The organism is Granulicella aggregans (assembly GCF_025685565.1).
Lineage (GTDB): Bacteria > Acidobacteriota > Terriglobia > Terriglobales > Acidobacteriaceae > Edaphobacter > Edaphobacter aggregans_B.
In genome coordinates this window covers 1,146,668-1,172,670 of record NZ_JAGSYE010000001.1, presented here as the reverse complement: position 1 = coordinate 1,172,670, position 26,003 = coordinate 1,146,668, and the positions used below count along the sequence as shown (strand labels likewise).

Here is a 26,003-nt window from a genome sequence, read left to right as displayed (position 1 = left end):
GACGCGTCGCCAGCAGTTTCATCTTAGACACGAAAGCGTGCCAAGCTAGGTCCGCCACACCACTTAACCTCTGCAACTTCCGCATCGCGCAACCGCACGAACGGTCTGCGACCCAGCGTCATTTTTAGACCGGAGGTTCGTCAACGAGCGGGGAGCACGCTACGGCAAGGGCACGGAACTCAACACGCACTACAACCTCTCGCAGCAATCGACCATGCGCGACGCTCTGCTCAGCGGCGTCACGCACAACATCTTCCCCTGCCATGCGAAGAAGGTCGCCATGCGTGGTCCGACCCGCCCCAGCCGCGATCGGTGAGATTAAATCCGGAAGGCTGATGCACACCTTCCCCGCCGCAAACGTGACTACCCTCTCCATCACTCTCGCCTGACCAGCCGCCACAACCCTGTTTCGCCCACATCTCGCTTCTAAGATGTGGGCGAACTATCCTCACCTGGCATGACCCACAAAGAATGCAAGCGTCCTCTGGCGCGCATCTTTCAACGCTGAGCCACCAAAGCCATGTCCCTGGTCCGCATAAAAGTGATGCTCGCACTCGAGGTGCTTCAACTCACAAAGCTTCACTAGCTGTTGTGCGTTCATAAGCGGGATATTCGAATCCGCCTCGCCATGAAGAATCAGAAGCGGCGGCATACCCTTCATCTGATAGAAGAACTCGTCCGGCAGGCTCCCATACCAGTCCGCGATAGCATCCACTGAAACAATTTGCGATCCGGCCGCCAAGGCGACCGACGAGCCCAATGAAAATCCTATGAGGAACACGGATTTCGTAGCGGCCTGCTTGCGGCACTCAGAGACAAAGTCGGCCGTAAGGCTCGCCCACTTCTGATAGTTCTCAGAACTAGGCGACTGCCCTCGCGTCGCTTCGAAGTAGTGCGGCATCAGTACGCGAAAGCCTTCGTCTCCAAAGAACTTCGCCTCATCTCGGTAGAACGGAACGGGACCACTCGCTCCATGTAGAAGGACGAGACATCTCGCCGACAGCGGATTGCCGAACTCGTCATAAGCGATCTCCGCCCCGGCACTGGAGCGAAGATGCTTCGAAGTCTGGCTCGGCAATGCACTGCTTATGACGAGTGTCCCCAGCAACAACAGGTTCAAGGTAACGCGATGCATATTCAATCTCCCCCGACCCACAAGGAGGCATCAACCGGACATCGTAAATCTACTATCAGCCTTCGAACGCGATCAACTCCTGGCGCCGAAGATGCGCCAGCCATACAGCCTATGGCAGGTTGCCCCATCCATCGCGTTTTTGCTTCCCGTGAAGGGTGGGACTTCCGTGCAAAGCACGAACCGCACTCTCTATTCACTTCTCATAGCGGCTGCTAGCATGAAGCCTCGAACACCTCGGAGACACGAGAGATCAAATGAGCGACATCTGGACAAGAAGACGATTCCTCGGCGGAGCGACCTCGCTCGTGCTGCAGCCGCAACTCTTCGCTGCCTCCCATACGCCTCTAACAGGACGCTTCCTCACCCACGTTTCCGTCTTCCGCGTAAACCAGATTGAAGTAACTCCCGCCCGTTCTATCGGGCAGGATGAATCGCCCGACAACAGCCCAGCCCGCCTCCGCTCCCGCCGTGAAGCCTTCGCCCGCGGCTGCCCCAACGGAAAGATGACCTGGGCCATAAGCTGGCTTGCCCTCATCGACCAGCGCAAGGAGTACCAGGAGGGCAGACGCCTGCTCGCCTCCTACCACGACAAGTACGGCGACGAGATCACCTTCATCCCCGGCGGCTACTTCGCCCCCATGTACGACACCCGGGAAAACAATCGCCAGACCATCCACAAGTCGCTCAATATGATCTCCGAGATGGTTGGCGGCAAGTACCGCCCGGAGTGCCTCGTCGCCGGCTTCATGGACGCGGAAAATCAGCGCCACCTCGCAGAAGACGAAGGCATCCACGTCTGCCAGGGCCAGATCTGGAGCCAACATGGCATCGACCACGGCGACGGTGACGGCGGCATATGCTACCCCTACTACCCCAGCCGCGAGCACTACCTGAAGCCCGCCCAGGGTAAAGCTGACTTCATCGATTCTGTCTGCCTCGACGGCTGGACCTGCGACTTCCTCTCGGCTCGCCGAGAAGGCTTTGAAGGCGGCTTCAACAGCCGTCTCGGCGTTGGCCCCATCGAGGCCGTCGGCAATCTCGGCAAGGAAGTTGGCCGCAGGGAGATGATCGAGACCACCGCCGCGCACTTCGACCGCGGCCACGCCCTTAACGGTTTCGGCTGGGTCACAGGAATATGGGAGGTCTCGGTCGGCCACGACGAAGACCTTACGTGGTGGCTGCAGGCCTTGCACGACCGCTGGCCCGACACGCAGGTCATCACCGAGGGCGCATTTGGCCTGGATTGGCGCAAGCACAACGCCAGCAACGCAGCGCTCAACTATCGCTTCGACATGAAGGGCACCGGCGCTCCCGGCTCCGAGAAGAACCTAGAGATCGAGTGGTTCATGAACCGCGACTTCCGCCTCGGCCTGCTGCATGACTGGACGACGAACAGCCAACCCTTGGCCATCGACTTCACCCGCTACGACCTTCCTGCCACGGAGCCCGTAGGCCTACAGCGCGAGTGGAGCCTGATGAACGTTCTCAACCAGAAGGGGACACGTCGCCAGGACAAGCCCGTTCGCCTCTCGCAGTTGAGTTCAGAGGACCAGCATCGCATCTACGCACGCTACCCCGAAGTCAAGTCCCGCGCCTAACCGCTCATCCGCCTCGGTCATCCGCGAATCACTTCCCACTAACGCATCACGAATCCGCCATCGACTGAGATCGACTGTCCCGTAATGTAGCTTGCCGCATCACTGCATAAGAAGAGAACCGTATTCGCGATCTCCTCGGGGCGACCTTCTCGCTTCATCGGAACGTAGTTCTCAAGCATCGCCTTCAGGAGCTCGCCCTGGCCTTCGGCTTCCATCTTGTCGCTCATCGGTGTACGGATCATGCCTGGACAAACATCGTTCACGCGAATGCCGCGCGTCGCATACTCAAGCGCCGCACTCTTGGTAAAGCCGATCACCCCATGCTTCGCTGCGTGATACGTACCTCGCTGATTGCCGCCCACCAACCCGCCCAGCGAAGAGCAGTTCACAATCGCTCCACTGCCTTGTTCTCGCATCACCTGCAGCTCGAACTTCATGCAGCTCCACACGCCGCGAAGATTGATACTCATCACCCGGTCGTAGTCGTCGCGCGGGGAATCGGCTGTCTCAGCCAGCACATTCTGAATGCCCGCATTGTTATAGGCCGCATCCAGCCGCCCAAACTCCGCGACCGTCTTCTTCACCATCGCCTCCACTTGCGCATCGTCGGAGACATCGCACGTCACGGCAATCGCCTTGTAGCCGCCATCGACAAGCTGCTTCGCTGCCGACCCCACTTCCTTCTCGTTCCAGTCAGCCAGCACAACCGAGGCTCCGGCCTCAGCAAATGCTTTTGCGGTTGCCAGCCCAAGTCCTGACGCTGCGCCTGTTACCAGAGCGACCTTCCCCTCAAACGAAATATTCATATCGAGTCTCCTCATCTGCGCGGAGATCGCTATCGCCGCACGAGATATAGGATGTCACTCATTCATGAGCAGAGTGGGTTTCAATATGCAAAGCTTCATGAGTAATATTCATGGATGATCAGGAATAATTTGGCAGAGCTCTCCGCCTTCGCCACGGTCGCAGAGGAACGCAATTTCACCCGCGCCGCCGCTCGCCTCGGCATCTCGCAATCCGCTTTAAGTCACTCCATGCGAGGCCTGGAGAAACGGCTCGGCCTTCAGCTTCTCGCCCGAACCACGCGAAGTGTCGCTCCCACAACCGCGGGCACCGCCCTTCTTCAGGAACTCGCTCCCGCGTTAGAGAGAATCGACCGGGCGCTCTCCGACACCCTGAAGCAAAAGAACTCCCCATCCGGCCGGATACGGATCATCGCCCCCCGCACAGCGACTCAGATGGTGATTCTCCCGAAGCTCGCGCAGTTCGCTCGCACCTACCCCGAGATCATTCTTGAGATTACCTCTTCCAACGATCCCGTCGATCTCGTAGCCGGAGGGTATGACGCGGGCGTTCAACTCGGCGAGTTCATTCAACGCGATATGATCGCCGTCCGAGTAACCAGAGAGATGCGTCTCGCCGTCGTTGGCTCTCCGGAATACTTCGAATCGAACCCCATCCCGAAACACCCACAGGACCTGAGAGACCACGCCTGCATCGGTTTTCGCTTCAGCAACGGCCTCTATCGATGGGAGTTCGAAAAGGGCCGGAAGGTTCTCACCGTAAGCCCCCAGGGACCCGCTTCCTTCGATGATCCTGACCTGGTTATAAGAGCTGTTCTTGACGGCGTCGGAATTGGAACTTCGATCGAAGATACTCTTGCCAAGTTGATCGCAAAGCGACGCCTCGTTCCGATCTTGAAGGATTGGTGCCCATCGTTTCCGGGATACTTTCTCTACTACCCGAGCCGCCGAAACCAACCCGCCGCTCTTGCGGCTCTCATCGACACCCTTCGAATCCGCGATTGACGCGCTCAGTGCTTGCTCAGATGTTCCCAGGACGTGGCTTTATGCACGCTCTTTTGAGAACTCAATAAGCGGCCACTACAGCTCTGCTCGTCTCCGCGACCACACTGCCGCAACCTCCCCTCCATGCTTCTTAGTACAATAACCAAGGCACTCAAAAGGGGCATCACCGCAGATGAGCTGGTTCAAGCGCGAAGATCACCAGATAGTCAACGACGCCGAGAAGACCGTCCGCACCGAAGGTCTGTGGACCAAGTGCGGTAACTGCGGCGCGATCCTCTTCAAACAGGAGCTTGCCGACAATCTGCAGGTCTGCACCAAGTGCGGTTACCACTTCCGCTTCGACGCCCGCAGCCGCGTCGAGAACCTGCTCGAACCCGGCTACCAGCTTGTCGACCTGGAACTGAAGTCAACGGACCCTCTCCAGTTCACCGACCTCAAACCCTACAAACGCCGCCTCCTCGAAGCCCAGAAGAAGACCGGGCTCAACGACGCGATCGTCAACGCCATCGGCAACCTTGGCCCGCATCCTGTCGTGCTGAGCGTCATGGAGTACGCCTTCATCGGCGGCAGCATGGGCGCTGTCGTGGGCGAGACCATCACCCGGGCGATCGACCGCTCGCTGGCCACAGGACATCCCCTGATCATCGTCGCCGCATCCGGCGGAGCCCGCATGATGGAGGGCATTGCCAGCCTGATGCAACTGGCTAAAATCTCCTCCGCCCTGGCGCGATTAGACGATGCAAAGATTCCCTACATCTCGGTGATGACCGACCCGACCACGGGAGGCGTCACCGCTAGCTTTGCCATGCTTGGCGACCTGAACATCGCTGAGCCTGGGGCGCTGATCGGATTCGCTGGCCCTCGCGTCATTGAACAGACAATTCGCCAGAAGCTGCCTGAAGGCTTTCAGCGCTCGGAATTTCTGCTAGAGCACGGCTTCCTCGACGCCATCGTAACCCGCAAAGAGATGAAGGCTTATCTGGCGCAGACGTTGAGCTGGATCACTCCGTCGGCTACGGTATCCCTGACCGGAGATTCCACCAGGGCCTCCGTGCGATAGATGCACCAGAACTAATCTGCTGGAATTCCCTCTTGTGGAACCCCGGGTCGGGGTGTACATTTGCGGCAAGTCAGAGCGGTGATCTACTGGGGATCGTATCCTAGAGATCGAGCGCCAGCTCGTAAGCTCTCCTCCTGTTTCATCCCACTCCCCCCTCAAATTCTCCCATTCTTCATCGGGTCTGTCAGTCGCACGTCGGCGCAAGAACGCTTCAAGCTGAACAAAGCGTTTTTTTTGCCGATAGGACGCTTTAGCCTCGCTGGGTTCTTGATCCGTGTCGCTCGAACGATGGCTTCACTGATGCCCAGGGCGATTCGCGTTCTGGGGAGATATGGAAATGGAGCGGATGAGCAGATGAGCAGGCGACGAAACCGAGGGCTCGACCATAGCCTGATCCTGCTTACCCCCTTCGTTTGCGCGGTGAGTCTCCTGCCGCAAACCTCATGGGCCCGCGAGAAGCCAACTCCGGCCCCACCCCGTTCCTATGCCCTCCGGCCGATCACTACGGCAAGGGAGGCCCACGATCTGACGACCACCGAAGCGGCCCTGGGCCACCCAATCAGGTTGCGCGGAGTGGTGACTTACTCAGACGAGCACGTCGATCCCCGGCGATCCTTCCTCTTCCTCCATGACGCCAGCGGAAGTATCTTCGTCGATCTCCCGAAGGGGACCAAGTCTATCTCTCCGGGAACGTTGGTCGAAGTAACGGGGAGGAGCGGTCTAGGTGACTACGCGCCCATCATCGCCAACCCCGGCGTTAAGGTACTTGGCAGGGTACCTCTTCCCTCGGAAGCTCCCGCAGTGAGCTACACACGGCTGCTTAGCGGAAAAGAGGACGGCCAGTGGGTCGAGGCTGAAGGCGTGATCCGTTCGGTCTTCGAGACTGAGTTCAATATCGTGCTCCAGTTGGCGATGAGGGATGGCCTGCTCCCAGTCACACTGCCCCGCGAACCGGGCCGCGATTACAGGATGCTGATAGATTCGCAAGTTAAGGCCCGTGGAAACGCTGCGCCTATCTTCAATGGCAATCGGCAAATGATTGGCGTTCGTCTTCTCACGCCGGATACTTCAAGAATCGAGGTCCTCGAAGCGGGGCCCGCCGACCCATTCAGCGCCCCTCTGAGTTCCATCGAAGATCTCGCGCGCTACTCTCCAATCTCCTCACTTCCAAAACGCGCCCACGTGCGAGGGCGAGTGACTCTGATGTGGCCTGGGAGCCTGCTCTGCCTCCAGGACGCCACCCATGGAGTCTGCGCTCAGATCACGGATACAAAATCCATTGCTCTGGGAGACGTTGCGGATGTAGTCGGGTACGTCGAGACCTCCGGCAGTGTGCCATCGCTTACCGAAGCGGCTTACCGTGAGGCACCCTCGATACCGGCAGAGAGTTCCAAGCTCGCCATGCCGTCAAAGGTGAATGCGCAAAGTGCTCTGCTAGGATCGTTCGGCTCGGAGTTGGTCGAGATCGAGGCGGAGCTGATCGGTCGCAATCCCGCCGCATCCGACACCACGCTGATCCTGTCCTCCGACGGCTTCGTCTTTGAGGCGATCCTTCCCAAAGGCATGGACGGCGCTGCCTCCAAAGCACTGCGAATCGGCAGCCTCCTCCGCGTAACCGGCATCTGTTCCATCCAGATCGACGATCAGCGCAGCGCCCGCTATGGAGGCCCAGCCTCTCGGAAATCATTCCGCATCTTCATGCGATCGCCAAGGGACGTGCTGCTGTTGAAGGCTCCGTCATGGTGGACGCCGACCCATACAGTAATTGTGCTGACAGCAGCCCTGACCGCTACCCTGATCGTTCTTGGCTGGGTCATCGTCCTTTCCGGCAAGCTGAGGCGTCAGAAGGGCCTCATCCAGGACAGCGAGGAGAAGTTCCGCCACCAGGCAGAGCACGACTCTCTCACCGGCCTGCCCACCCGCAGCCTCCTCCGCGACCGGCTGTCCATCGCCATCGAGCGCGCCAAACGCTCCCAGACAGGCATTGGCCTGCTTATGCTCGACCTGGACCGCTTCAAGCAGATCAACGATTCGCTGGGACACCACTCGGGGGATCAGGCGCTGAAGGTCTCCGCGCGCCGCATCTGCCAGTCCGTCCGCGGCAGCGACACGGTGGCACGCATCAGCGGCGACGAGTTCATCGTGCTCATCACGGACCTCAACGATCCCAAGGAAGTAGAGCTTGTCGCCGCCAAGATCGTCTCCGCGCTCTCCGCGCCTTTTCGCGTCGGCAACCGCGAGGTTCCTCTTTCTGCCAGCGTCGGGGTCTGTATCGCATTCGGCGACGCCCTCGAAGCCGACTCCCTGATGAAGATGGCCGACACCGCCATGTACCACGCCAAGGCGAGAGGCCGGAACTGCTTCCAGGTCTACAGCGACGACATGGACAAGGCGACGAAGGTCTATCAGCGCCTGCGCAGCGGTCTTGAGCGCGCCCTCGCCGCGAACGAGTTCGAGATCCACTATCAGCCCCTGGTCGATTTCAAGACCCGCGAACTCACCGGCTTCGAGGCCCTCCTTCGCTGGCGCAGCCAGGAGCTGGGCTTGGTCATGCCCACAGACTTCATTCCCGTCGCCGAGGAGTCTGGCCTCATCGTCTCCATCGGCGAGTGGGTCCTCCGCCGGGCCTGCCATGAGATCGGCCTGCTCGAGGCCCAGCTTGGCCGCCGCTTCCTACTTGCCGTTAATCTCTCTCCGCGCCAGATTCAGCAGTTCGGCCTGCCCGATATGGTGAGCCGCTGCCTCGATGAGTCCGGTCGCGATCCCGAAACGATCGAGCTCGAGATCACCGAAAGCATTCTGATGAATGACTCCGCATCCACCCAGAACTCGCTCATCGAGATGCGCGGAATGGGTATCCGGCTTGCCATCGACGACTTCGGCGTCGGCTTCTCCAGCCTCTCCTACATCACCCGCTTCTCCATCGACCGCATCAAGATCGACCGCTCCTTCGTGATGAAGTGCATGCAGGAGGAGACCAGCCTCGCCGTCGTCCGCGCCATGGTCGCCATGGCCCACGGCCTCTCCATGGCCGTCGTCGCGGAGGGCGTCGAGACCGCCGAAGAGTTCCACTTCCTCGGACTCGAAGGCTGCGACACCGCGCAAGGTTACTACCTCAGCCGTCCTGTTCCCGCAGCGGAACTAGTACCCCTCGTGAACCGGCTCGACGATTGGGCCCAGGACCAGTCGCTGACTGCCAGAGCGGTTTGAACACGACCCGCATCCCAGCCATGATCACGCTCAAGTAGTCTTGTCTCATGCAGGAAGCCGTCCCATCCCGCACCGCCATGCGCGTCGCTTTGCGTCGGGCCGCACACCAGATCTACGACACGCCCATCGTCTTCGACGACCCCTTCGCGATTCGAATTCTCGGTGCTGAAGGCCAGGTCGAACTCCGCCGCACACCAGACCCGGCACCGGGCCAGAAACAGCGTCCTTTTTCTATCGCCTTGCGGGCCCACCTCGTTGCTCGCAGCCGGTACGCCGAAGACCAGCTGGCGCAAGCCGTCGCTGCAGGCGCAACGCAATACGTCCTGCTTGGCGCGGGCCTCGACACCTTCGCCCACCGTAACCCCTACCCGAAACTCCAAGTCTTCGAGGTCGATCATCCCGCAACCCAGGCATGGAAGCAGAATCTGCTCGCCGAATCCGGCCTTGCTGCGCCTCCACGCCTTTGTTTCATTCCTGTCGACTTCGAACACGAGACCGCGCTTAAGAAGCTGCAGGCCGCCGGCTTCGATCCTCGCCAAAAGACCTTCTTTGCCTGGCTCGGCGTCATCCCGTATCTGACCCTCGAGGCCTTTCGCGCTACCATCGGCTTTATCGCCCAGAGCCCCGCCGGTTCAGGCGTAGTCTTCGATTACGCGCAGCCACGGCGCGTATTGCCTCCGCACGAACAGCTCGCACACGATTCCCTTGCCTCCCGCGTCGCACTTGCCGGCGAACCGTTCCAACTCTGGTTCACGCCGCCTGAAGTGGCCTATGAACTCGAAGAGTTCCGCGCCATCGAAGACATCGGTTCCGTCGAAATCAACGAGCGCTACTTCCAGAACCGCCGCGACCAACTGCAACTCCGCGGCTCCGGCGGACGTTTCCTCACCGCCTGGCTCTAAAAAAGCAAAACGGCGAGACCCTGGGGCCTCGCCGTCTTCTGCAACGAAGAAAAATCACTTCGGCTCGACAGCGTTCGGATAGATCCCCGGAATCGGTGCCTTCGCGCCCTTCTCCAGCTCTGGATGCGGGAACGGCTTCCGCGGCATCATGGCCTCGCGCTCGCTCGTGTTGTAGAGGAAGATCGCCTCCACCACCGCTGCCTGCTCGAGATCGAGCGGATGCAGCCGGTCATACGTGTCCATGTCCGAGTGGTGCGTCCGCGTCTCGTAGTCCATCTCGTCCTGAATGAACTGGAAGCCCGGCAGACCGACTGCGTCATACGAAAGATGGTCTGTTCCGCCAGTGTTGCGATAGCTGATCGTCGTTACGCCCAGGTCGGCCAGCGGAGCAATCCACTGCTTGAAGATCGGCCCGATAGCGTAGTTCTCCTGCGTGTAAACACCGCGAACCTTACCCGTCCCGTTGTCCAGGTTGTAGTAGGCATCCAGCGTCTCCCACTCCTTGGTCGTCGTCAACGCACCCTTCTGCCGCATGAAGCTCGGCACGCTTTCCGGTTCCTTCTCTTTCGGCTCCGCGAAGGTGCCAAAGTGCTGCTTCACATAGCCAGCCGAGCCAAATAGCCCCTGCTCTTCGCCTGACCACAAAGCGATCCGGATCGTCCGCTTCGGCTTGATGTCCAGCGCCTTCAGAATTCGCACCGCCTCCATCGCCACGATCGAGCCCGCACCGTTGTCCGTCGCGCCAGTCCCGGAGATCCAGCTATCGAGATGTCCGCCCACCATCACCACTTCGTTTTTCAGCTTCGGATCGGTACCCGGAATCTCGGCCACGGTATTGAAGCCGTGCTCATGGTCGCCGGTAAACTTCGCTTCGATGTTCACCTCGACCGTCACCGGAACGTGCGCCTCGCACATCCGGGCGAGCCGGTTGTAGTGCTCGATCATCATCACCGCGTTGGGAATGGTGACGGCGTTCTCCTTCTTCTGCGCATCGCGAGCGAGATCGGCTCCATTGTCGTCGAAGATGATGCCGGTTCCACCGCCGCTGCCACCATCGCGGCTTGGCGTCAGAATCGCCAGCACGCCCTCATCCGACATCAGCTTCAGTGCCGCCTTGCGCAACGCATTCATCTTCGCCCGTTCGGCGAGGCGCCGCATCAGTGCAGGCGACCCCGGAGCAGAGGCTCCGCCGCCCGCTTCATACGTCTCCATCTCCTTCAGCTCTGCGTCCGTGTAGCGCTTGAACAGCGGCTCGGTGATATCGGGCGTCGGACGCATCGCTCCGAACAGCACAATCTTTCCGGCCAGCTTGCCCTTGAAAGCATCGAGTTCCTTCTCGTCGGATATGTTGACGTAGACGATCTCGCCCGTTACCGGTCCCTTCGTTGCGGGCGACCAGGGCGCTGCCTGCGCCCATAGCGGCTCCGGATCGGGGCCGACCATCCTCACCCAGGTGTTGATCTGCTGCCATCCCATCCCGAACTCGCCCCAGTCTTCGAGATGCGCGTTCGAAAGCCCAATCGTCGTCAGCGTGTCCCGCGTCCAGGCATTGGCCTTCGCCATGTTCGGCGAACCGGTGAGCCGAGGCCCAATGCCATTCGCCAGGGCATCGCCAAACTGCATTACATGCGAGTGCTTGAATCCCTCCTCGCGAATCCGCGCATACATCGTCAGGTCGATCGACTCAACCGCCGGCTGCGGCCCGTAGTACGAAGGCGTCTTGTCGGCGGCGACTGCCACGCCTGTAAGCGATGCGAGCGCTGCTGCGCCAAGGCCAAGGGAAAGCATCTTTGCTGCAAAAGTCATAACGAATGGATCTCCGTACTGGAATAGGTTGAGCTTTGGAAAAGGTGAATGAAGGAAGAATAGCAGGGGACTTAGAGAGACCGTCTACCATCCCATGGTTCCGGGCGCGCCTTTGAACGGCCCCGTCACGTGCGAGGTGATCCACCCGCCGTAAAAGTCGCCCGGCTGAGGCTGCACGCGTTCGCCATCGACGGTGCACTCATCCACGCGGCTGGCATAGAACGCGAGGTGATCTTTCAGCGCAGCATAGCTGTTCGACGGCCTCGCGTAGCTCCACGCAACATCCTCAACCAACTTTGCCCCCGGCACCTGCAAGTCCCAATACGTGGCCACTCCCTTGTACTCGCAAAACGTACCGCGACGCGGAGACACCTGCAGGAACTCCATCGCGATATCTTCCCGGGGAATGTAGTAGACCGGAGGGTGGCTGGTCTCGAGAATTCGCTGTGACCGCGATGTCTCAGCGATGGTCACACCGCCATGCACTATCGTGAGTCGCCGAGCGCTCGACTCCAGCCTCGGAGGACGCGGGTAATCCCAGACCGACTCAATTTGATCCTGCTTCAAACCGCTCATTTCTCCACTGTAGACTTCTCTCACGGCAACCGAAGCGCGTGTCGAGCGAGGCCATTGCACCCATGCATCCAGCAGATAAAAAGTTGAATGAGATGAACAGGCTGGGTGATATGACCCACTTCCCCGCTCTTGTAAACGCCGGAGCCACGGCGAACGTGATGCTGACGATCTGCCTTACCTGGGCGCTCGTGCCGCGCTATCCGCAGGCCTACGCACCGGCCGCATGGATTGCGGTCGTTCTCTGCGTCAATCTATTGCCCGTCGTCCTGCTGCGACTCTCTCTCAAACCCGACACCGTCTACCGGAAGCTCGGCGAGATGGACTTCGTTCAGGACCAGCACAAGTTCTCCGACTGGGTCTACCTAGCCGCATCGGCCAACATGGCGTTCTGGATTCTCTTGTCCTGGTCGATCTTTTCGATCGCGCACACAGTGACGACGCTGATCATCCTGCTCGCAGTCGCCGGCGTGGCGACGTTCTCGCCTGTCATCCTGCGTAGGCGCCGAACCTGACTTTGAAGGCTACGCGCTCCGAGTCATCCTGCGGACCCACAAGCTGCCCAGATAGCCCAGCGACACCACCAGCACAAGGATGCCGACTGGAAGTCCCAGCCTCGTGTAGCTGAAGGAGTAATCGAGCATCCCGTGGCCCGTCGAGTTCCAGATCATGATGAACACGATGCCCACAAACGTCGCCGCGAAGAAGGCCGCGAATGCAGTAGCCGTCCCCATCAACAGGCTGGCAAACCAGCCGAGGTCGCCGATCGGAACGCCAAACAACTTCGCCGAACCCGCGTGTGCCCCAGCCGTACCGTGAGTTGTTTGCGCCGCGCCGTTCGTCTGGATGCCCATACAAGATAGAATACTGCCTTATGGCTGAACCGGTAAAAAGCGGATTGATGCAGGCAACAGAGATCGCGCGCCAGAGCGATCTGCGCCAGTCCTCGAATGGTGTGCACTACACGGCATTTGGCGAGAACAACCTTGAGAGCGCCGATCTCGCGCGCATCGTTCAGGCCGTTCCGGCAAGCATCGCCTCCTCCTTGGGACGGAAAGCCTATTACTTTGTGCCGCTTACGCTGATGGACAAGCCTCTCGACCTGGACGCGCCTCTGCCCATCTCCCCTCGGAGTGAAGACAGCGACGACCCGATGATCGCCACGACCTACACGGCGGAGCTGAGTGATCGCGCCATCTGCCACCGCGACGTCCGCCTGGCTGGCCGGGCCGGCACGGCACACGAGGCAGGCATCGACGGAGTCTTCATCTCGACTCGTCTGCTGGGCGACCGTTTCGCGCTCGCCTTCGAGTTTTTCATCAATGTCAGCCACGCCTTCGTCGACATCGCCGGCATCCCAAAGCCTTTCTCCGACCTTGTGTGGGAGCAAGCCGTCGCGGATGTCCGTGGCGAGACCAGCCGTGATGCCTGGGAGAGCCGCGAACTCTCAAAGGCCAGGAACGTCAAAGCAGATGCGCGCACACCGATCGACGAGAAGGCCCGCAACGAGTACATCGAGGCCGCCTTCTCTGACGCCATAGCCATCTATCAGCTCTCTCTGGCGATCGACTTCGAGTACGCCGAACTTCGCGAACGCGACTACCCGCTGCTCGCACCAAAGGCCCTCGCGGACCGGCTGCGCATGGTCGCAAAGCTCTTCCCGCCGAACTCGGGATATGAGTTTGCCATCCGCTACAAGCGCCGCGGCTAACTTCTACCGGATGGCCGACATGGCCGCCCTGAAGAGCGCCTCAAAGTCGTTCGACAACTCAGGCTCCCGCTTCAACGCCGCCTCAACAGCCTTCTGCGCCACAGGCCGCTGATAGCCCAGGTTGACCAGCGCAGAGATCGCATCGTCACCTGCGGGTCCGTGGGGCGTTACTTCATCGGAGGAAGCCGGGACGGCCAGCGCCTCTAGCTTGTCCTTCAGCTCCAGCACGACTCGCTCGGCGGTCTTCTTGCCGATTCCAGGGATGCGCGTCAGAGTGGCGTGATCGCCGGACCGGATCGCAGCAACGAGCCGCTCCGCAGAGATGCCGCTGAGCACCGTGATCGCCAGCTTCGGCCCAATGCCGGTGATGGTCAACAGCTTCTCGAAGAGGCGCTTCTCCGTCAGCTCCGCAAAGCCGAAGAGCGCGATCTGGTCTTCACGAACATTTGTGTAGATATGCAGCGCCGCAGTCGCACCCTCATCCGGCAGCGCAGAGAACGTGGCGACCGAGATCGCCACCTCGTATCCAACGCCCGAGCATTCCACAACGATCAGGTTTGGTGACTTGCTGAGAAGGACGCCGCGCAGGTGAGCAATCATCGTGACCCGATTCTAACCGCCTCGCCTAGCGCAAAAAAAAGCCGCGTGGGGAGATCACTCTCACCGCGCGGCTTCTCTATCCGTGCTGCGTACGAATTACCGCTTCGGAGCATACCCGAAGGTCAGTGAGAACATCACGCTGCGGCCCGGCGTCTGTGTCAGCAGGTCCAGAGGTCCGATCGCTGTCGTCGCGTAGTAAGCGGAGCCGTTAGTCGCAACCGGCTTGCCCGCAAATTTGATGCTGGTGACGTTGCGCGTGTCCAACAGGTTGTTGAAGGTTACCGCGAACTTAGTGCGGTCGAAGACCGAGTTGTTGCGCACGGTATAACCAAAGTCCAGGTTGTCGATGTTGAATGCCTGATCGTAGTTCTGGTTGTGGTAAACACCAGCGTCGTCGAACTGCGGTCCAACACGCTTCTCAAAGAAGCCGGCGTCTATGTTCTTCGCTTGGTAGAGCAGACCGAAGCTTTCAATATTAGCCGGTGTTCCCGCAACCCACAGCCCCGAGGGTACTCCTGTCCCTGTATAGGTAGCGTTCGTGACGGCACCGTTTCCGTAGAAGCTGAAACCGTGTCCGATATAGAAGTTTGCTTCCGCCTCAAACCCTTTAGTGATCGAATCCGGACCGAGGTAATAGTCCTGCGCGGTTGTAACCACCGGGTCGGGAATCGAGATATAGGAGTTCTGGAACTTGATGTAATAGAAGTCTCCATCGATGGTCAGACGCTTCAGCTTCGCCACCGTTCCCGCCTGGTAGGTCGAAGTCCCAGAGGGCTTGGGCAGCGTCTTTACAGAGCCGCCAGGAGTCGCGCCGTTTGGTGTCTGGTTGATGTCAAAGACGCTGCTGGGAGGAATGATGCTTCCCTTGCCGAACTCGAAGTAGGTCGACCAGTTCGGTTTGATCCGGTAGCTGATATCGAACGACGGCAGCCAGGACCGGTAGTCGGCCGAGTTCGAAACGAACGACCCGGGTCCGGTCAGGTAGCCGATCGTCTTGCTGTTGTCGGCATACTGCGTTAGGTCCATCTTGTAATACGCATACTTGGTGCCGCCGGTGATCTGGAGCTTCGGCAGAACGTGCCACTCAAACTCCGCATACGGCTGGTAGGAGTAGGTGTAGAAGCGCTCATGAAAGTTTGGCAGGTCCGAGTCCAGCTTCCCGCCAGGCTGATAAGCAGGGTTCCCGGCGCCAGCCAGGTGAAGCGATAGCGGGTCGGACGGAATCTGGTAGCGGTTCGTCGTCGCCCATTCGAACCAGAGCCCGGTGCGAAAGACGCCGTACTTGCTCGTCTGGCTGATCGTCGAGACCTCACCATACTTTCGGTAGCTGTTAAGCTTATCCACGGCGCACGGAAATACCCCAATGGTGACGCTCTGGCCGGCAGAGTTCGTGACCTTCTTCTGCGTCTCGACATTACAGCTCGCGTCGATTAGTCCAGTGGCCGTTCCGGACGGCTGGTTGGCGTAGTATTGCGCGTTGTAATAGCTGTAGGTATAGGGCTTGAAGTCGATCAGCCAGCCTTTGCCGAGCGCCGATTTGATGCCGACGTACTCGAAGTCGGTCGGCACATGATAGGTGTTGTACTTGAAGTAGAAGCTGCTGGTCGGGTCGGTATTCTGCAGCAGGAACTTGTATCCCTGGTAGTAGGCGCTGGGATCGTTCTTGAGCGTTCCCGTCGGCGTGTATCCGGGTTGTGCCTGCGAGCGCAGCGGCGCAGTGTTGTTCGGCGTGTTCGCGTCGAGCCAGATCACGCCGCTATAGCCGGTAAGAATCGTCTTGTCGCTGAACTTGTACTGCACCTTCAGGTCGCCCGCGTTCCGCTCCTGATAGTTGAAGGTCTGGAAGCCGTCCGAGAGCATGCGATGGACGTCTCCGGTCATTGCTAGTTTGCTGCTGTGAAGCAAGCTACCGCTATCGAACTGGAAGTCGAACAACTGCGTGTTGAACGAGCCATAACTTACCGAGCCGCGGAACGAAGGCACCGGTGATATGTCCTTGGTGATGATGTTGATCGATCCGCCGAATGGGGCGGGGCCGATCGTCGAGGCTGTCCCCGGGCTGCGGTCGAAGTCGATGTTCCCGATCCACTGCGACGGCGCAAAGGCCCACGAGTGGTGCGTCGGTGTGTTGGTGTCCTCAAACGGAATGCCGTCGAGCGTAATGTCGTAGTCGCCGTCCGGGAAGCCACGGAACGTTGTCTTGCTCTGGCCCTGGCCCACGCCATTCGAGGAGAGCGTATAGGTTCCCGGCGCGATGTTCAGGATGTCGCCGTAGTCGGCCACCGGCGAGGTGAACTCGTCGATGTAATTCGCGTTGATCTCCGACCTTGCCGACCGCGCCTCGAGCAGCGCCCCCACAGGCGCATAGGCCGCTGCAATCGAGCCGGACGCCGCAGCCTCGACCGTCACCTGGTCCGCCGCGTCCGCGAGATTCATCTTGACCGTAAGATCCTGGGAGTGCGAGCCGTCGAGGCTCACCGCCTTCTGCACCGCCGGCGCGAAGCCGCTTACGGTTACCTGCACATCGTACTTACCTGCTGCCAGAACCGGAGTGGTGAAGTGCCCAAGACCGTCGGCCTTCACGGTAATCGATACGTCGCTCGCTTCGTTTTTGATCTCCACCACGGCATTGGGAAGATTGCCGCCACGTGGGTCGACCACCGTACCGGTAATCGTCGACTGTTGCCCGTGGGCAGCCGGCGTGACAAAGAGACAGGCAGATCCGAAAAGGGCGAGCGAGAGAGCAAGCGCACGACGGCGCACCCAGAAAATTGGTGATTGCAAGAATTCCTCCAAGAGATAAGGCGGGTACATGGCGAATCTATGTCTGCACGGTAACCGAGGAGTTAACGAACGGTGAAAAACCTGTCATCTTGGCGGGCAGGAAGACGATTTAAAAGAGAAAAGCCCCGGTTTCCCGGAGCCTTTCAGGTAAAGCAAGGATCTGACTTGCAATTAGCAATTAGAAGGTCAGCCCCAGCGACATCTGAATCTGACGCGGGCTGCCAATGGTGTGCGTCACAACTCCAAGACCGTTTGCACAGTTATAGAAGCCGGTGTTGCTGGCGTCGCAGGATGTTGGCAGCACTTGAGTCGGAGTGTTAGGACCTGAGTTGAGAGCTGAGGGGAAGCTGTTGTAATTCTGATTTTGCGACACCTCATTCCCGGGTACATCGAAGCTGCTGGTGTTGGTCAGGTTGTAGATGTCAAACGTGTACTTGAGGGCATAGCGTTCCGTGAAGTTGGTAAGCTTCACGATGGACATATCGGCGCGCTTCTGGAATGGCTGACGGAAGATGTTGCGCTGCCCGGTGGTGAAGTTGGTCTCAAAGGGGTCGGAGTTGGGAACCGCACCGTTGAGCCCTCCCGCAGGGATGAGAGGCACAGTAAAGCAGTTTGACTTCAACGCCGGGAGACCCGCAAACGCTCCCGAGTGACCGGTCAGTGCCGACTTTGCGGTGCAGCCCGCGGCCAACGGAACGATGGGGTTGGTGATGCCGTTGTTGGTGCTGTAGTAGATGCCACCCACCGCGCCCGTGAAGTCGATGATGCTGTAAGGCTGGCCACTCTGTAGTACAGTCAGGCCGACAACAGACCAGCCATTCGCCACATCACCTTTGATCGTGTACTTGGGCGCGAAGTCCGGCAGACGGTAGACGTAGTTGAAGTTGAAGACATGAGTCCTGTCGAAGTCTGCCGAGGCGTAGCCGTCACGCAGATTCAGCGGATTGTTGCCGTTGTAGAACAAACCCAGACCGCTCTGCTCGTCGAGCGCGTGCGAGTAAGTGTAGGAGAAGCCCACTTGCACACCGTGGGTCATACGCTTCTCCACATGGGCCTGCAGCGCGTTGTACTGGTCTACGCCGGCGGCCTTGTAGTCGATCGATTCTGCTGCGTACCCCGTGTAGGGTACGCGCAGGTCAACGTTGCCACCCTCATAGTTGGCCATATAAGACGTGCCATCGTTGAGCACGGCATTGCCGACCGTGTAGCCATAGGAGTAGTTCTGCTGGTTGGCCCCGCCTTTGAGCGTGGGATTGGACGGGCTGGCGATCTGGGCCTGGTTGAACGGTACCGGGATGACCTGATGGCGTCCCAGGTTGCCGACGTAGCCAAGTTCGACTGACAGATCGTTGCGCGGCTGCCACTGAATATCAAGAGTGTAGTTGTAGGTGTAGGGCAGCTTGTTGGCGCGGTCGTAGACGCCTAGCGAGATCGGTTGGCCGCCATTGACGATGCTTGCCGCATTCGGCAAATACTTACTTAGATCCGAGGACTTCGGGCTAGCCGAGACCGGGTTTTGCAGAGTTGTTGTGTACGGGTTGGCAAGGTTGCCGCCAGCAGCGGTGGGCTTCTGATCCGGCGGAGAGAATGGGTCGCCCGCAGCATTCGTTGCGCAGGTCGGAATGTAATAGCTGTACAGCGAGGTTGAGGGGCAGCTCGAGGCCGTAACAAAGGGAAGCTGCTGGTTCACGCCGAACGGCCCGCCGGTGACCGTGCCGATGGCATAGCCGGGCGAGAAGTAGCTGAAGAGTTCGCCCCGGTCGTAGTACATCCCCATACCGGCGCGGACCACGACCTTGCTCTCAAACATCGACGGCTGCCAGGCTGCGCCAAGTCGCGGCCCGATGCCCCACTGACGCCCTGTCAGCGTCGTGTTGCTGACACCCTTCGTTCCATTCGCGTTGTTCCCTGCAATGATAAAGCCAGGGTTGTCGATGGTGTCGGCGGCAACATTGTAGCTGTAGAGGCTCGGATCGAAGTTGAAGATGCGGCCTTCCTTCTCCGTGAGACCACCGTCCCAGTCGTAGCGCAGACCAGCGGTCAACGAAAGATGCGGCGTCACTTGGAACTTATCCTGGACATATGTCCCAAGCTGGTTGGCCCGGTAGTAGCGGCTCGCATTGCCTTGTAGGAATGAGGTCACGTAGAAGCCGGTGCTGGAACCACCCGGCGTGACGTAGCCTTGAACGAAGGCGCTGAAATCATCGGTCGCAATGGTGCCCGTGCCGGTGCGCTTGTCGATCGTATTAAGTTGCGTATAGCTGTAGCTGCTTCCAAATGTGATCGTGTGCCGACCAAGTGTAAGAATTGCGTTCGCGGAAGGTTGGAGCCGGTTCTGGAAGACGCCGGTGTTCGAACCTTGCGCCTCCGCGTTTGGACCAACGCTTAAAACTCCGGTAGAGACGCCTGCGTTATAGCCCGCGTTGCCGAGGACGTTGACGATAGAAACACCAGGGAAGTAGGTTGATCCGAAGGCGTTGATCGAAGCGGTGCCCGTTGCGCTCGGAATGCTCTGCGGTGCGAAGGGCTGTTCGTTTGTGCTGTAAATCTTCTCGCGCACGTAGCCGAGTGTTTCCTGCGTGCTTAGGTTCGAGCGAACAATATAGGTGTTGTTAATAGCAAAGACGTGGGCGCCCGCATCAAGATGCTGTGTGAATCCGGGGACATTCGAGTACGCGTAAGGTGCGGTAGTCGGATCGTGTTGGTAGTAGTACTTCAGCGCAATCGTATCCTTCGAGGTCGCGTTGTAGTCGAGGTCGGCGACAGCCATATCGGCGTTGAAGCGGCCCGTGCCGGGCAGGAACGAATTGAACGGATGCGTCGAGGTCAAATTCGTCGTCGTTGCATTCGGGATTAGCCATTTGCCCGGCTCACCTGGAAGCGAGGGCGAATTGAAGAGCGCAAGAGCGGTCGGATCGATAAGGGCAGCGCCAGTGGAGTCCGCAGTCACATTGGAACTGAAGTTGGCCGCCGTAATTGCCGCCAGTGCCGTCGCGCTGCGGTCATCCGTCAAGCCCGCAGGAACATCGAGAAACGAGTAGCCAATCTCCGAGTCGGACACATGAAGGTGCTGGTACGACACAAACCCAAAGAGCTTATCCTTGATGATCGGACCGCCGAAGGTACCGCCAGCGATATAGCGGTGCAGCATGGGGTTCTTCAAATTCGCCGGAATGTCGTCATCGGTTTTGAAGAAGAACGGTGCCGCATTGAGAGCGTTCGTGCCACGGTGACCATAGAGCGTACCGTGATAAACGTTCGTGCCCGATGCCGTGCTGATGTCGATGTGCGCTCCGGAGGTCGCACCCTGCTGTGCGTCATACATGGAGGCATTGACCCGAAGTTCCTGGATGGTCTCGGGAGCGGGGGTCGGAATTGAGTTACCGATCGAGAGATAGACCGAAGCGCTCGACTGGATGACACCGCCACCGCCGCTGTTGCCAACACCGGTGCTGTTCACTACACGCGCCGAACCGACGCTGCTGGTGCTCTTGCCGTTGAAGAGCGTACTGCCATCGACGCCGTTAATTGAGAAACTATTGGAAGTATCGCGCTGACCGTTTGCCCAGATCGGCGGGTTACCAAGACCAGCGTTCGCGCCCGTGCCTCCAGGAAGCTCCGCGTTGACGCCCGGCGAAAGGATAGCCGCACCGAGAACACTGCCAGTGGGCAGAGGAATCGACTCAATTTGCTGTGCATCGAGAACGTAGCCGTTCGTCGTATCGACAGCGTTCAGCAGCGGCGTCGCCTCAACCGTCACCGATTCGGTGGTGGAACCGACAGCGAGGCTCGCCGGGAGCGTCGCTGTACGGTCGCCTTGCACCTGAACGCCTGGGAACTTCGCCGTCTGGAAGCCGTCGTGCGTAAAGGTGATGGTGTACGTGCCGACAGGCAGGTTGGAAAGGTCATAGACGCCGTTCGCACCTGCGGTCTGTTCGCGCTTCAAGCCGGTCTGTTCACCCACGGCTGTGACCGTCGTCCCTGGAAGGATGGCTCCTGCCGCATCCGTCACAACTCCCGTGATGCCTCCGAGAGTCTGCTGGGCGAAGCCGATCGCTGGACCTGCCAATAGAAGCAGAAAGAGCAAGGACTGGGAAAGGAAGATGCGGCTACGCGTGGACATTCGGCGTGTCTCCTGAAGTTAGGTACAAGGCTGACAATCAATACGTGTCGTTATCGGTGGGACCACTCACTTACAAGTCTGGGAGCTCGGAACGTGGATCATGTTCGGCAACTATGCAGAATAGAAAACCCTCCGCAGCAGCGTGGCGGCGGATGAAGATCTCTTGAATGACTGGCTCACATCAGACAATAACTGATTCCAAATCGCTTTGCGAGAATTTAATCTTGCAGTGCGACCAAAGGTCACAGAACGGACCGCGCGGTCGGGCAGTTCTTCGATGGGGCCGTAAACCTTTGGACACATTGACCCACGGCGCCGCAGCTGATACCTTTCAGCAATAGATTTGGCGATGGGGTTCCGCCAAAACCGCCTGCTCCCGCTGCAGCGCTGATGACTCCTACAATCCTGTAGGAGACGTTCGCCCAAAATGCCGAAGTTCTCGTTCCGCACGCCAGAGACGTCCCGAACCCCGGGAACCCTCTTCGAACCTCTTCAGCTGCTCTTGTATCTGCTGCAATGGCTTCCGATTGCCTCGGCGGTCGGCATCCTCGCAGGGTCCGCCTCCGCGCTCTTGCTCGTCTCGCTTACGAAGGCGACGGAGATCCGTGAGGGCCACATCTGGCTCGTCGCCCTGCTTCCGCTGGCCGGACTGGCCGTTGGGGCTCTCTACTGGTACACGGGCAGGTCGGTCGAGGCGGGGAACAACCTGATCCTCGATGAGATCCACGCGGAGGTGCAGAACCCGGAAGCGGTCATCCCCTTCCGCATGACGCCCCTGATCCTTCTTGGGACCTTCGTCACGCACCTCTTCGGCGGTTCTGCAGGCCGTGAAGGCACGGCGATCCAGACTGGAGCTTCGCTTGCCGACCAGCTATGCCGGCCTCTCCGTCTGAACGGCGAGCAGCGCCGAATCGTGCTGATGATGGGCATCAGCGCAGGCTTCGCTTCGGTCTTCGGAACTCCGCTGGCAGGCACCGTCTTCGGGCTCGAAGTCCTCGCCCTGGGCGCTCTCTCCTACGAGGCGATCGTGCCCTGCGTTGTCGCTGCCTTCGTCGGGGAGATGGTCACACGCGCCTGGGGCGTCACGCACACCGTCTACACCGTAGATACCGTTCCTCCCATGAGCCTGCGCGGCCTGCTCTGCGCCATCGTCGCCGGTATCGCATTCGGCCTGATGGCGATGGCCTTCGCCGAGCTCACCCACGCCATCAAACGCCTTGGAGCGAGGTACATCGCTTGGCCACCTTTGCGTCCCTTCATGGGAGGAGCGATCGTCGCCACCGTCGTCTTCTCCCTAGGCACCGCGCACACCCGGAGATTCCTCGGCCTGGGCGTTCCGGAGATCGTCGACGCCTTCCACAAGATCCTGCCGCCGTATGACTTCGCCGCGAAGACCCTCTTCACCTCGGTCACGCTGGGCATGGGCTTCAAGGGCGGCGAAGTCACGCCGCTCTTCTACATCGGCGCGACCATGGGCAACGCGCTCTCGCACATCCTCCCGCTACCGCCTAGCCTGCTTGCCGGCATGGGCTTCGTCGCCGTCTTTGCCGGAGCGGCAAACACTCCCATCGCTTCTACGCTGATGGCGGTCGAGCTCTTCGGTGCCGAAGCCGGTGCCTATGCCGGCATCGCCTGCATCCTCAGCTATCTCTTCTCCGGGCACTCCGGCATCTACACCGCCCAGCGAGTAGGCCGGGCCAAGCACCTTCTCAACGCGAAGGAAGAAGGTCTCTCCCTCGCCCAGATCGCGAAGGAACGCGAAGAGGCCACCAAGTAGAATCGCCGCGCCCTCAATCACTAACGAGGGATTCAAGGATGCGGCGGTTTGTTCTGCTTTGATCGCGGTCTGTTCGGTTTCGATTTCTGGCAGCTACTTTCCAGCCACTCCCGAAGTCGTGCCTCTTGCCGCAAGCCACTGCTTGAGGTTCGGCTCCTGCGCTTGATGCAGTTGGACACACGCGCTGATGCTGTCCGCCGCCTGCTTCAGCGTGCGCTCCGAAGCCATCACCTTGTGGGTGGCGAAGAAGCTCAACACTTCGTCTCGCTTCTCCACGGAACAGAAGCTGCCCGTAGCCGCCACAACCCTCGTCCCGGAGCTGGTGGTGAACTGCGCCGAGATACGGGTCCAGTTTTGTTGGATATAGGTCCACGCCTGTTCGCGCGTCTCCCGATGGTTGAGCAGGGCGGAGAGCAGGATCCAGCTATCCTGGTTCCGCACCTTGCCCTCCGCCACGAGATCGAGCGTGCGCTTCACCAGCGCCGGCTCCTTGAACGACGCCGTGAGAAAGAGCGCGCTCGTCTTGATCCCGGGGTCGCTCGTCTTCTCGCTCAGCGCCAGCAGATCGTCGTAGAGTGCTGCGTCACCATGGCTCGCCGCAACCCCTAGAGCGACATGGGCCAAACTGGGGTCGACCGAGGAAGGATCCTTCACGTACTTCGCAGCCAGCATCTTCACCTCCGCCAGGACGGCAGGATCACCCGCGTTCCCGAGCACCCCGAGGAGGAGAGCCCGCATCTGCTTCTTGTCCTGCGACTCTTCGGCTGAGCCCGCGCCGAGCGCCCGGTAGACCGGAGAGAACTCATCGCGAATCCACGCAGCGAGCTGTTCGCGCTCTGCTTCCGTCGCCACGCGATCGTTGATCGTCCCCATCTTACCTAGGGCTTCTTCCAGAACAATGGCATTGGGATCGGTGCGGAGTGCCGCAATCAGGTCGAGGTATTCACCTACTGCACCGTGCCCGGAACGCATCATCGCCCACTCATTGCCCAGCAGGCTGATGCGCTCCTCAGGCGTCAGCGAGGTTTCCGCATGAGCGACGATAGCGCTATAGACGGGCTTGGGATACAGCGTGCGGTAGTAGCCTTTGCCACCACCATCCGCGAAGAGAAAGGGCGCTGCCGGAGCCTTCAACTTCTCGCTTCCGTGCTTTCTGCCGGATAGAAGCTCGCAGTTGCTTTCGCTCGTGCCCTTGAAGCAAACCGGAATGGTCCAGCTCTCCGAGATTCCAGTTTGAGGGGTTGGGTTTAGGTAGAACCGGCTCTCGTCCGCCTCCACCTTCGCGTTGCCGTCACCCGTAAACGTCACCAGCGGAACTCCTGGCTGCGCCACGAAGGACTCCATGATCTTATCCACCGGCTTATGGCTGTTTGCCGTCTGCGCCCCCCAGAAGTCTTCCGCCGTGGCGTTTCCGTAGAGGTGAGCTGCAAGATAGTTATGGACGCCTTGGCGGAAGGTCTCCGCTCCTAGATAATTCTCCACCATCGCCAGCACCGCGCCACCCTTTCCGTAGCTGATGCCATCGAACATCTCGTTGATCTCGGAGGGCGTATCCGCCGTCGCGCGAATGGCGTGGGTCGTCGGCTGCGAGTCGAGGTTCAGCGTGTCCTCGAGCACCGTCGCCTCGTCCTGCGAGTAGTGCCACTCCGGATGCCAGCTTGCGACCGACTTCGTCTCCATCCACGTCGCAAAGCCTTCGTTCAGCCAGATGTTGTCCCACCACTGCATCGTCACCATGTCGCCAAACCATTGGTGCGCCATCTCATGCGCCACCACTACGGCGACGTTCTTCTTCTGGTTCAGCGACGCCGTCTTCTCATCGATCAGAAAGTCCGTCTCGCGATACGTGATCGCGCCAAAGTTTTCCATGGCCCCGGCTTCGAAGTCCGGGATCGCGATCATGTCGAGCTTGGGCATGGGATATTTAATCCCGAAGTAGTTGTTGTAGTAGTGCAGGATGTACTCGGCTGCCTCGACGGCGAACTTGCCCTTCTCTTCCTGTCCCGGCGTCGCGCAGGCGCGGATGGGCGTGCCGTCACTCTCTCCGGAGACGCACTTGAAGTCGCCCACCAGGAACGCAACCAGGTACGTCGACATCTTCGGCGTCGTCGCGAAGGTCATCGTGTGAAGCCCCGCCCCCGCGGGCTTGTCTGCAATCACATTCGTGTTCGAGATCACCGTATCGCCCGCATCGACGGTGAGCGAGATATCGAAGGTCGCCTTGAACGCCGGCTCGTCGAACGAAGGAAACGCCCGCCGCGCATCGGTCGATTCAAACTGCGTTACAGCATAGTTCCGCTTGTCGGTCTTCGAGAGATAAAACCCGCGCAGCTCATTGTTCAGGATGCCCGTGTACGCAATCGCAAGCTTCACTTTTCCGGCGGGAAGCTCCGCAGGAAAGGTAAAGGTCGCCTGCTCCTTATCTGGATCGAGCGATACGGTCGCAGTTTGTGCCATGCCTGTACCCGCCGTGGCCTTCACACTCTTGAACGCGATCTCGATCGCATTCAGCGTGATCGTCTTCGAAGGAGCTAGCAGTGTGACATCGATCGTCTCATCGCCAGCGAAAGTCGCTGCCTTCAGATCCGGCGTAAGCGCCAGCGTGTAATGCTCCGGCAAAACGGTCTTCGGCAATCTCTGCGCATAGGACGCGACGCCAAAACCATTTAGAGCTACGACGGAAAGAGTTAGCAGGAAAGCGAAACGAGAAACCTTGCGGGGAGATGCAAATGTCATCAACAGCCTCTAGTACAAATGTCTCTGCCTGGGCAGAGCGGTGCGGAAAACGCCTTCTACTAGGGTAACCGCCCGGCCTGGCTTCCGAGCGCGGATCACGCTACGTCCCCCCGAAAATACCGTCAGTATGAAACGCGACAAAGCGCTCCCGCTCTCTGTTGACTGCCGATAGCTGATAAA

At 59.6% G+C, this 26,003-nt stretch carries 17 protein-coding genes and 1 riboswitch; of the genes, 8 read left to right on the top strand and 9 right to left on the bottom strand.

Annotated features, from left to right (window positions below):
* Positions 1-448 precede the first annotated feature (448 nt).
* Entirely contained in the window at positions 449-1,135 is a 687-nt protein-coding gene (locus OHL18_RS04745) for a dienelactone hydrolase family protein (protein ID WP_263373675.1), read from the bottom strand.
* Between the two features lie 254 nt (positions 1,136-1,389).
* On the opposite strand from OHL18_RS04745, the gene OHL18_RS04740 reads away from it, so the two are divergent.
* Complete coding sequence (locus OHL18_RS04740) at positions 1,390-2,733, top strand: DUF3863 domain-containing protein (RefSeq protein ID WP_263373674.1); 1,344 nt, start codon at positions 1,390-1,392, stop codon at positions 2,731-2,733.
* A gap of 38 nt (positions 2,734-2,771) precedes the next feature.
* Here the strand turns inward: OHL18_RS04740 and OHL18_RS04735 are convergent, their stop codons facing one another.
* Positions 2,772-3,539 carry an SDR family NAD(P)-dependent oxidoreductase gene (locus OHL18_RS04735; RefSeq protein WP_263373673.1) on the bottom strand — a complete coding sequence of 256 codons (768 nt, stop codon included), beginning with the start codon at positions 3,537-3,539 and terminating at the stop codon, positions 2,772-2,774.
* A gap of 129 nt (positions 3,540-3,668) precedes the next feature.
* Here OHL18_RS04735 and OHL18_RS04730 point away from each other — a divergent pair, with 129 nt between their 5' ends.
* From OHL18_RS04730 to OHL18_RS04715, 4 genes are all read left to right on the top strand, one after another.
* Entirely contained in the window at positions 3,669-4,541 is an 873-nt protein-coding gene (locus tag OHL18_RS04730; protein WP_263373672.1) for a LysR family transcriptional regulator, read from the top strand.
* Between the two features lie 172 nt (positions 4,542-4,713).
* A complete protein-coding gene (accD, locus tag OHL18_RS04725) occupies positions 4,714-5,601 on the top strand; it encodes an acetyl-CoA carboxylase, carboxyltransferase subunit beta (RefSeq protein ID WP_263373671.1) in 888 nt (295 codons plus the stop codon).
* Between the two features lie 354 nt (positions 5,602-5,955).
* Positions 5,956-8,811: a putative bifunctional diguanylate cyclase/phosphodiesterase gene (locus OHL18_RS04720; RefSeq protein WP_263373670.1), complete on the top strand. Its 2,856-nt coding sequence runs from the start codon at positions 5,956-5,958 to the stop codon at positions 8,809-8,811.
* Positions 8,812-8,858: 47 nt separating this feature from the next.
* Entirely contained in the window at positions 8,859-9,713 is an 855-nt protein-coding gene (locus OHL18_RS04715) for a class I SAM-dependent methyltransferase (protein ID WP_263373669.1), read from the top strand.
* Positions 9,714-9,767: 54 nt separating this feature from the next.
* Here OHL18_RS04715 and OHL18_RS04710 read toward each other — a convergent pair whose 3' ends face one another.
* Together OHL18_RS04710 and OHL18_RS04705 are read right to left on the bottom strand one after the other, a co-directional pair.
* Entirely contained in the window at positions 9,768-11,519 is a 1,752-nt protein-coding gene (locus tag OHL18_RS04710) for a M20/M25/M40 family metallo-hydrolase (RefSeq protein WP_263373668.1), read from the bottom strand.
* 84 nt (positions 11,520-11,603) lie between these two features.
* The gene (locus tag OHL18_RS04705; RefSeq protein WP_263373667.1) at positions 11,604-12,095 is read right to left on the bottom strand and encodes a DUF427 domain-containing protein; all 492 of its coding nucleotides are present in this window, start codon (positions 12,093-12,095) and stop codon (positions 11,604-11,606) included.
* A 92-nt stretch (positions 12,096-12,187) separates the two neighbouring features.
* Here OHL18_RS04705 and OHL18_RS04700 point away from each other — a divergent pair, with 92 nt between their 5' ends.
* Positions 12,188-12,607: a hypothetical protein gene (locus OHL18_RS04700; RefSeq protein WP_263374592.1), complete on the top strand. Its 420-nt coding sequence runs from the start codon at positions 12,188-12,190 to the stop codon at positions 12,605-12,607.
* A 9-nt stretch (positions 12,608-12,616) separates the two neighbouring features.
* Here OHL18_RS04700 and OHL18_RS04695 read toward each other — a convergent pair whose 3' ends face one another.
* A complete protein-coding gene (locus OHL18_RS04695) occupies positions 12,617-12,946 on the bottom strand; it encodes a hypothetical protein (RefSeq protein WP_263373666.1) in 330 nt (109 codons plus the stop codon).
* Between the two features lie 20 nt (positions 12,947-12,966).
* On the opposite strand from OHL18_RS04695, the gene OHL18_RS04690 reads away from it, so the two are divergent.
* Positions 12,967-13,803, top strand: a complete 837-nt coding sequence (locus OHL18_RS04690; protein WP_263373665.1) for a hypothetical protein — start codon at positions 12,967-12,969, stop codon at positions 13,801-13,803.
* A 3-nt stretch (positions 13,804-13,806) separates the two neighbouring features.
* Here the strand turns inward: OHL18_RS04690 and ruvA are convergent, their stop codons facing one another.
* The 3 genes from ruvA to OHL18_RS04675 form a co-directional block, all read right to left on the bottom strand.
* On the bottom strand, positions 13,807-14,403 hold the full coding sequence (gene ruvA, locus OHL18_RS04685; protein WP_263373664.1) for a Holliday junction branch migration protein RuvA: 597 nt from the start codon (positions 14,401-14,403) through the stop codon (positions 13,807-13,809).
* A 96-nt stretch (positions 14,404-14,499) separates the two neighbouring features.
* The gene (locus tag OHL18_RS04680) at positions 14,500-17,187 is read right to left on the bottom strand and encodes a TonB-dependent receptor (RefSeq protein ID WP_263373663.1); all 2,688 of its coding nucleotides are present in this window, start codon (positions 17,185-17,187) and stop codon (positions 14,500-14,502) included.
* A 178-nt stretch (positions 17,188-17,365) separates the two neighbouring features.
* A complete protein-coding gene (locus tag OHL18_RS04675; protein WP_263373662.1) occupies positions 17,366-21,310 on the bottom strand; it encodes a TonB-dependent receptor domain-containing protein in 3,945 nt (1,314 codons plus the stop codon).
* Positions 21,311-21,646: 336 nt separating this feature from the next.
* Positions 21,647-21,717: riboswitch (Fluoride riboswitch) on the top strand.
* Between the two features lie 20 nt (positions 21,718-21,737).
* On the opposite strand from OHL18_RS04675, the gene OHL18_RS04670 reads away from it, so the two are divergent.
* Positions 21,738-23,087 carry a voltage-gated chloride channel family protein gene (locus OHL18_RS04670; RefSeq protein ID WP_263373661.1) on the top strand — a complete coding sequence of 450 codons (1,350 nt, stop codon included), beginning with the start codon at positions 21,738-21,740 and terminating at the stop codon, positions 23,085-23,087.
* A gap of 93 nt (positions 23,088-23,180) precedes the next feature.
* On the opposite strand, the gene OHL18_RS04665 is transcribed toward OHL18_RS04670, so the two are convergent.
* The gene (locus OHL18_RS04665) at positions 23,181-25,721 is read right to left on the bottom strand and encodes a M1 family metallopeptidase (protein ID WP_263373660.1); all 2,541 of its coding nucleotides are present in this window, start codon (positions 25,719-25,721) and stop codon (positions 23,181-23,183) included.
* Positions 25,722-26,003: the final 282 nt, after the last annotated feature.

What these genes read in the sequence shown, in the direction of transcription:
- OHL18_RS04715 (WP_263373669.1), top strand. Translation starts at nt 8,859, where the DNA reads ATGCAGGAAGCCGTCCCATCCCGCACCGCCATGCGCGTCGCTTTGCGT.
- accD (WP_263373671.1), top strand. Translation starts at nt 4,714, where the DNA reads ATGAGCTGGTTCAAGCGCGAAGATCACCAGATAGTCAACGACGCCGAG.
- OHL18_RS04695 (WP_263373666.1), bottom strand. Translation starts at nt 12,946, where the DNA reads ATGGGCATCCAGACGAACGGCGCGGCGCAAACAACTCACGGTACGGCT.
- OHL18_RS04670 (WP_263373661.1), top strand. Translation starts at nt 21,738, where the DNA reads ATGCCGAAGTTCTCGTTCCGCACGCCAGAGACGTCCCGAACCCCGGGA.
- OHL18_RS04745 (WP_263373675.1), bottom strand. Translation starts at nt 1,135, where the DNA reads ATGCATCGCGTTACCTTGAACCTGTTGTTGCTGGGGACACTCGTCATA.
- OHL18_RS04705 (WP_263373667.1), bottom strand. Translation starts at nt 12,095, where the DNA reads ATGAGCGGTTTGAAGCAGGATCAAATTGAGTCGGTCTGGGATTACCCG.
- OHL18_RS04740 (WP_263373674.1), top strand. Translation starts at nt 1,390, where the DNA reads ATGAGCGACATCTGGACAAGAAGACGATTCCTCGGCGGAGCGACCTCG.
- OHL18_RS04700 (WP_263374592.1), top strand. Translation starts at nt 12,188, where the DNA reads ATGAACAGGCTGGGTGATATGACCCACTTCCCCGCTCTTGTAAACGCC.
- ruvA (WP_263373664.1), bottom strand. Translation starts at nt 14,403, where the DNA reads ATGATTGCTCACCTGCGCGGCGTCCTTCTCAGCAAGTCACCAAACCTG.
- OHL18_RS04675 (WP_263373662.1), bottom strand. Translation starts at nt 21,310, where the DNA reads ATGTCCACGCGTAGCCGCATCTTCCTTTCCCAGTCCTTGCTCTTTCTG.
- OHL18_RS04720 (WP_263373670.1), top strand. Translation starts at nt 5,956, where the DNA reads ATGAGCAGGCGACGAAACCGAGGGCTCGACCATAGCCTGATCCTGCTT.
- OHL18_RS04735 (WP_263373673.1), bottom strand. Translation starts at nt 3,539, where the DNA reads ATGAATATTTCGTTTGAGGGGAAGGTCGCTCTGGTAACAGGCGCAGCG.
- OHL18_RS04710 (WP_263373668.1), bottom strand. Translation starts at nt 11,519, where the DNA reads ATGACTTTTGCAGCAAAGATGCTTTCCCTTGGCCTTGGCGCAGCAGCG.
- OHL18_RS04690 (WP_263373665.1), top strand. Translation starts at nt 12,967, where the DNA reads ATGGCTGAACCGGTAAAAAGCGGATTGATGCAGGCAACAGAGATCGCG.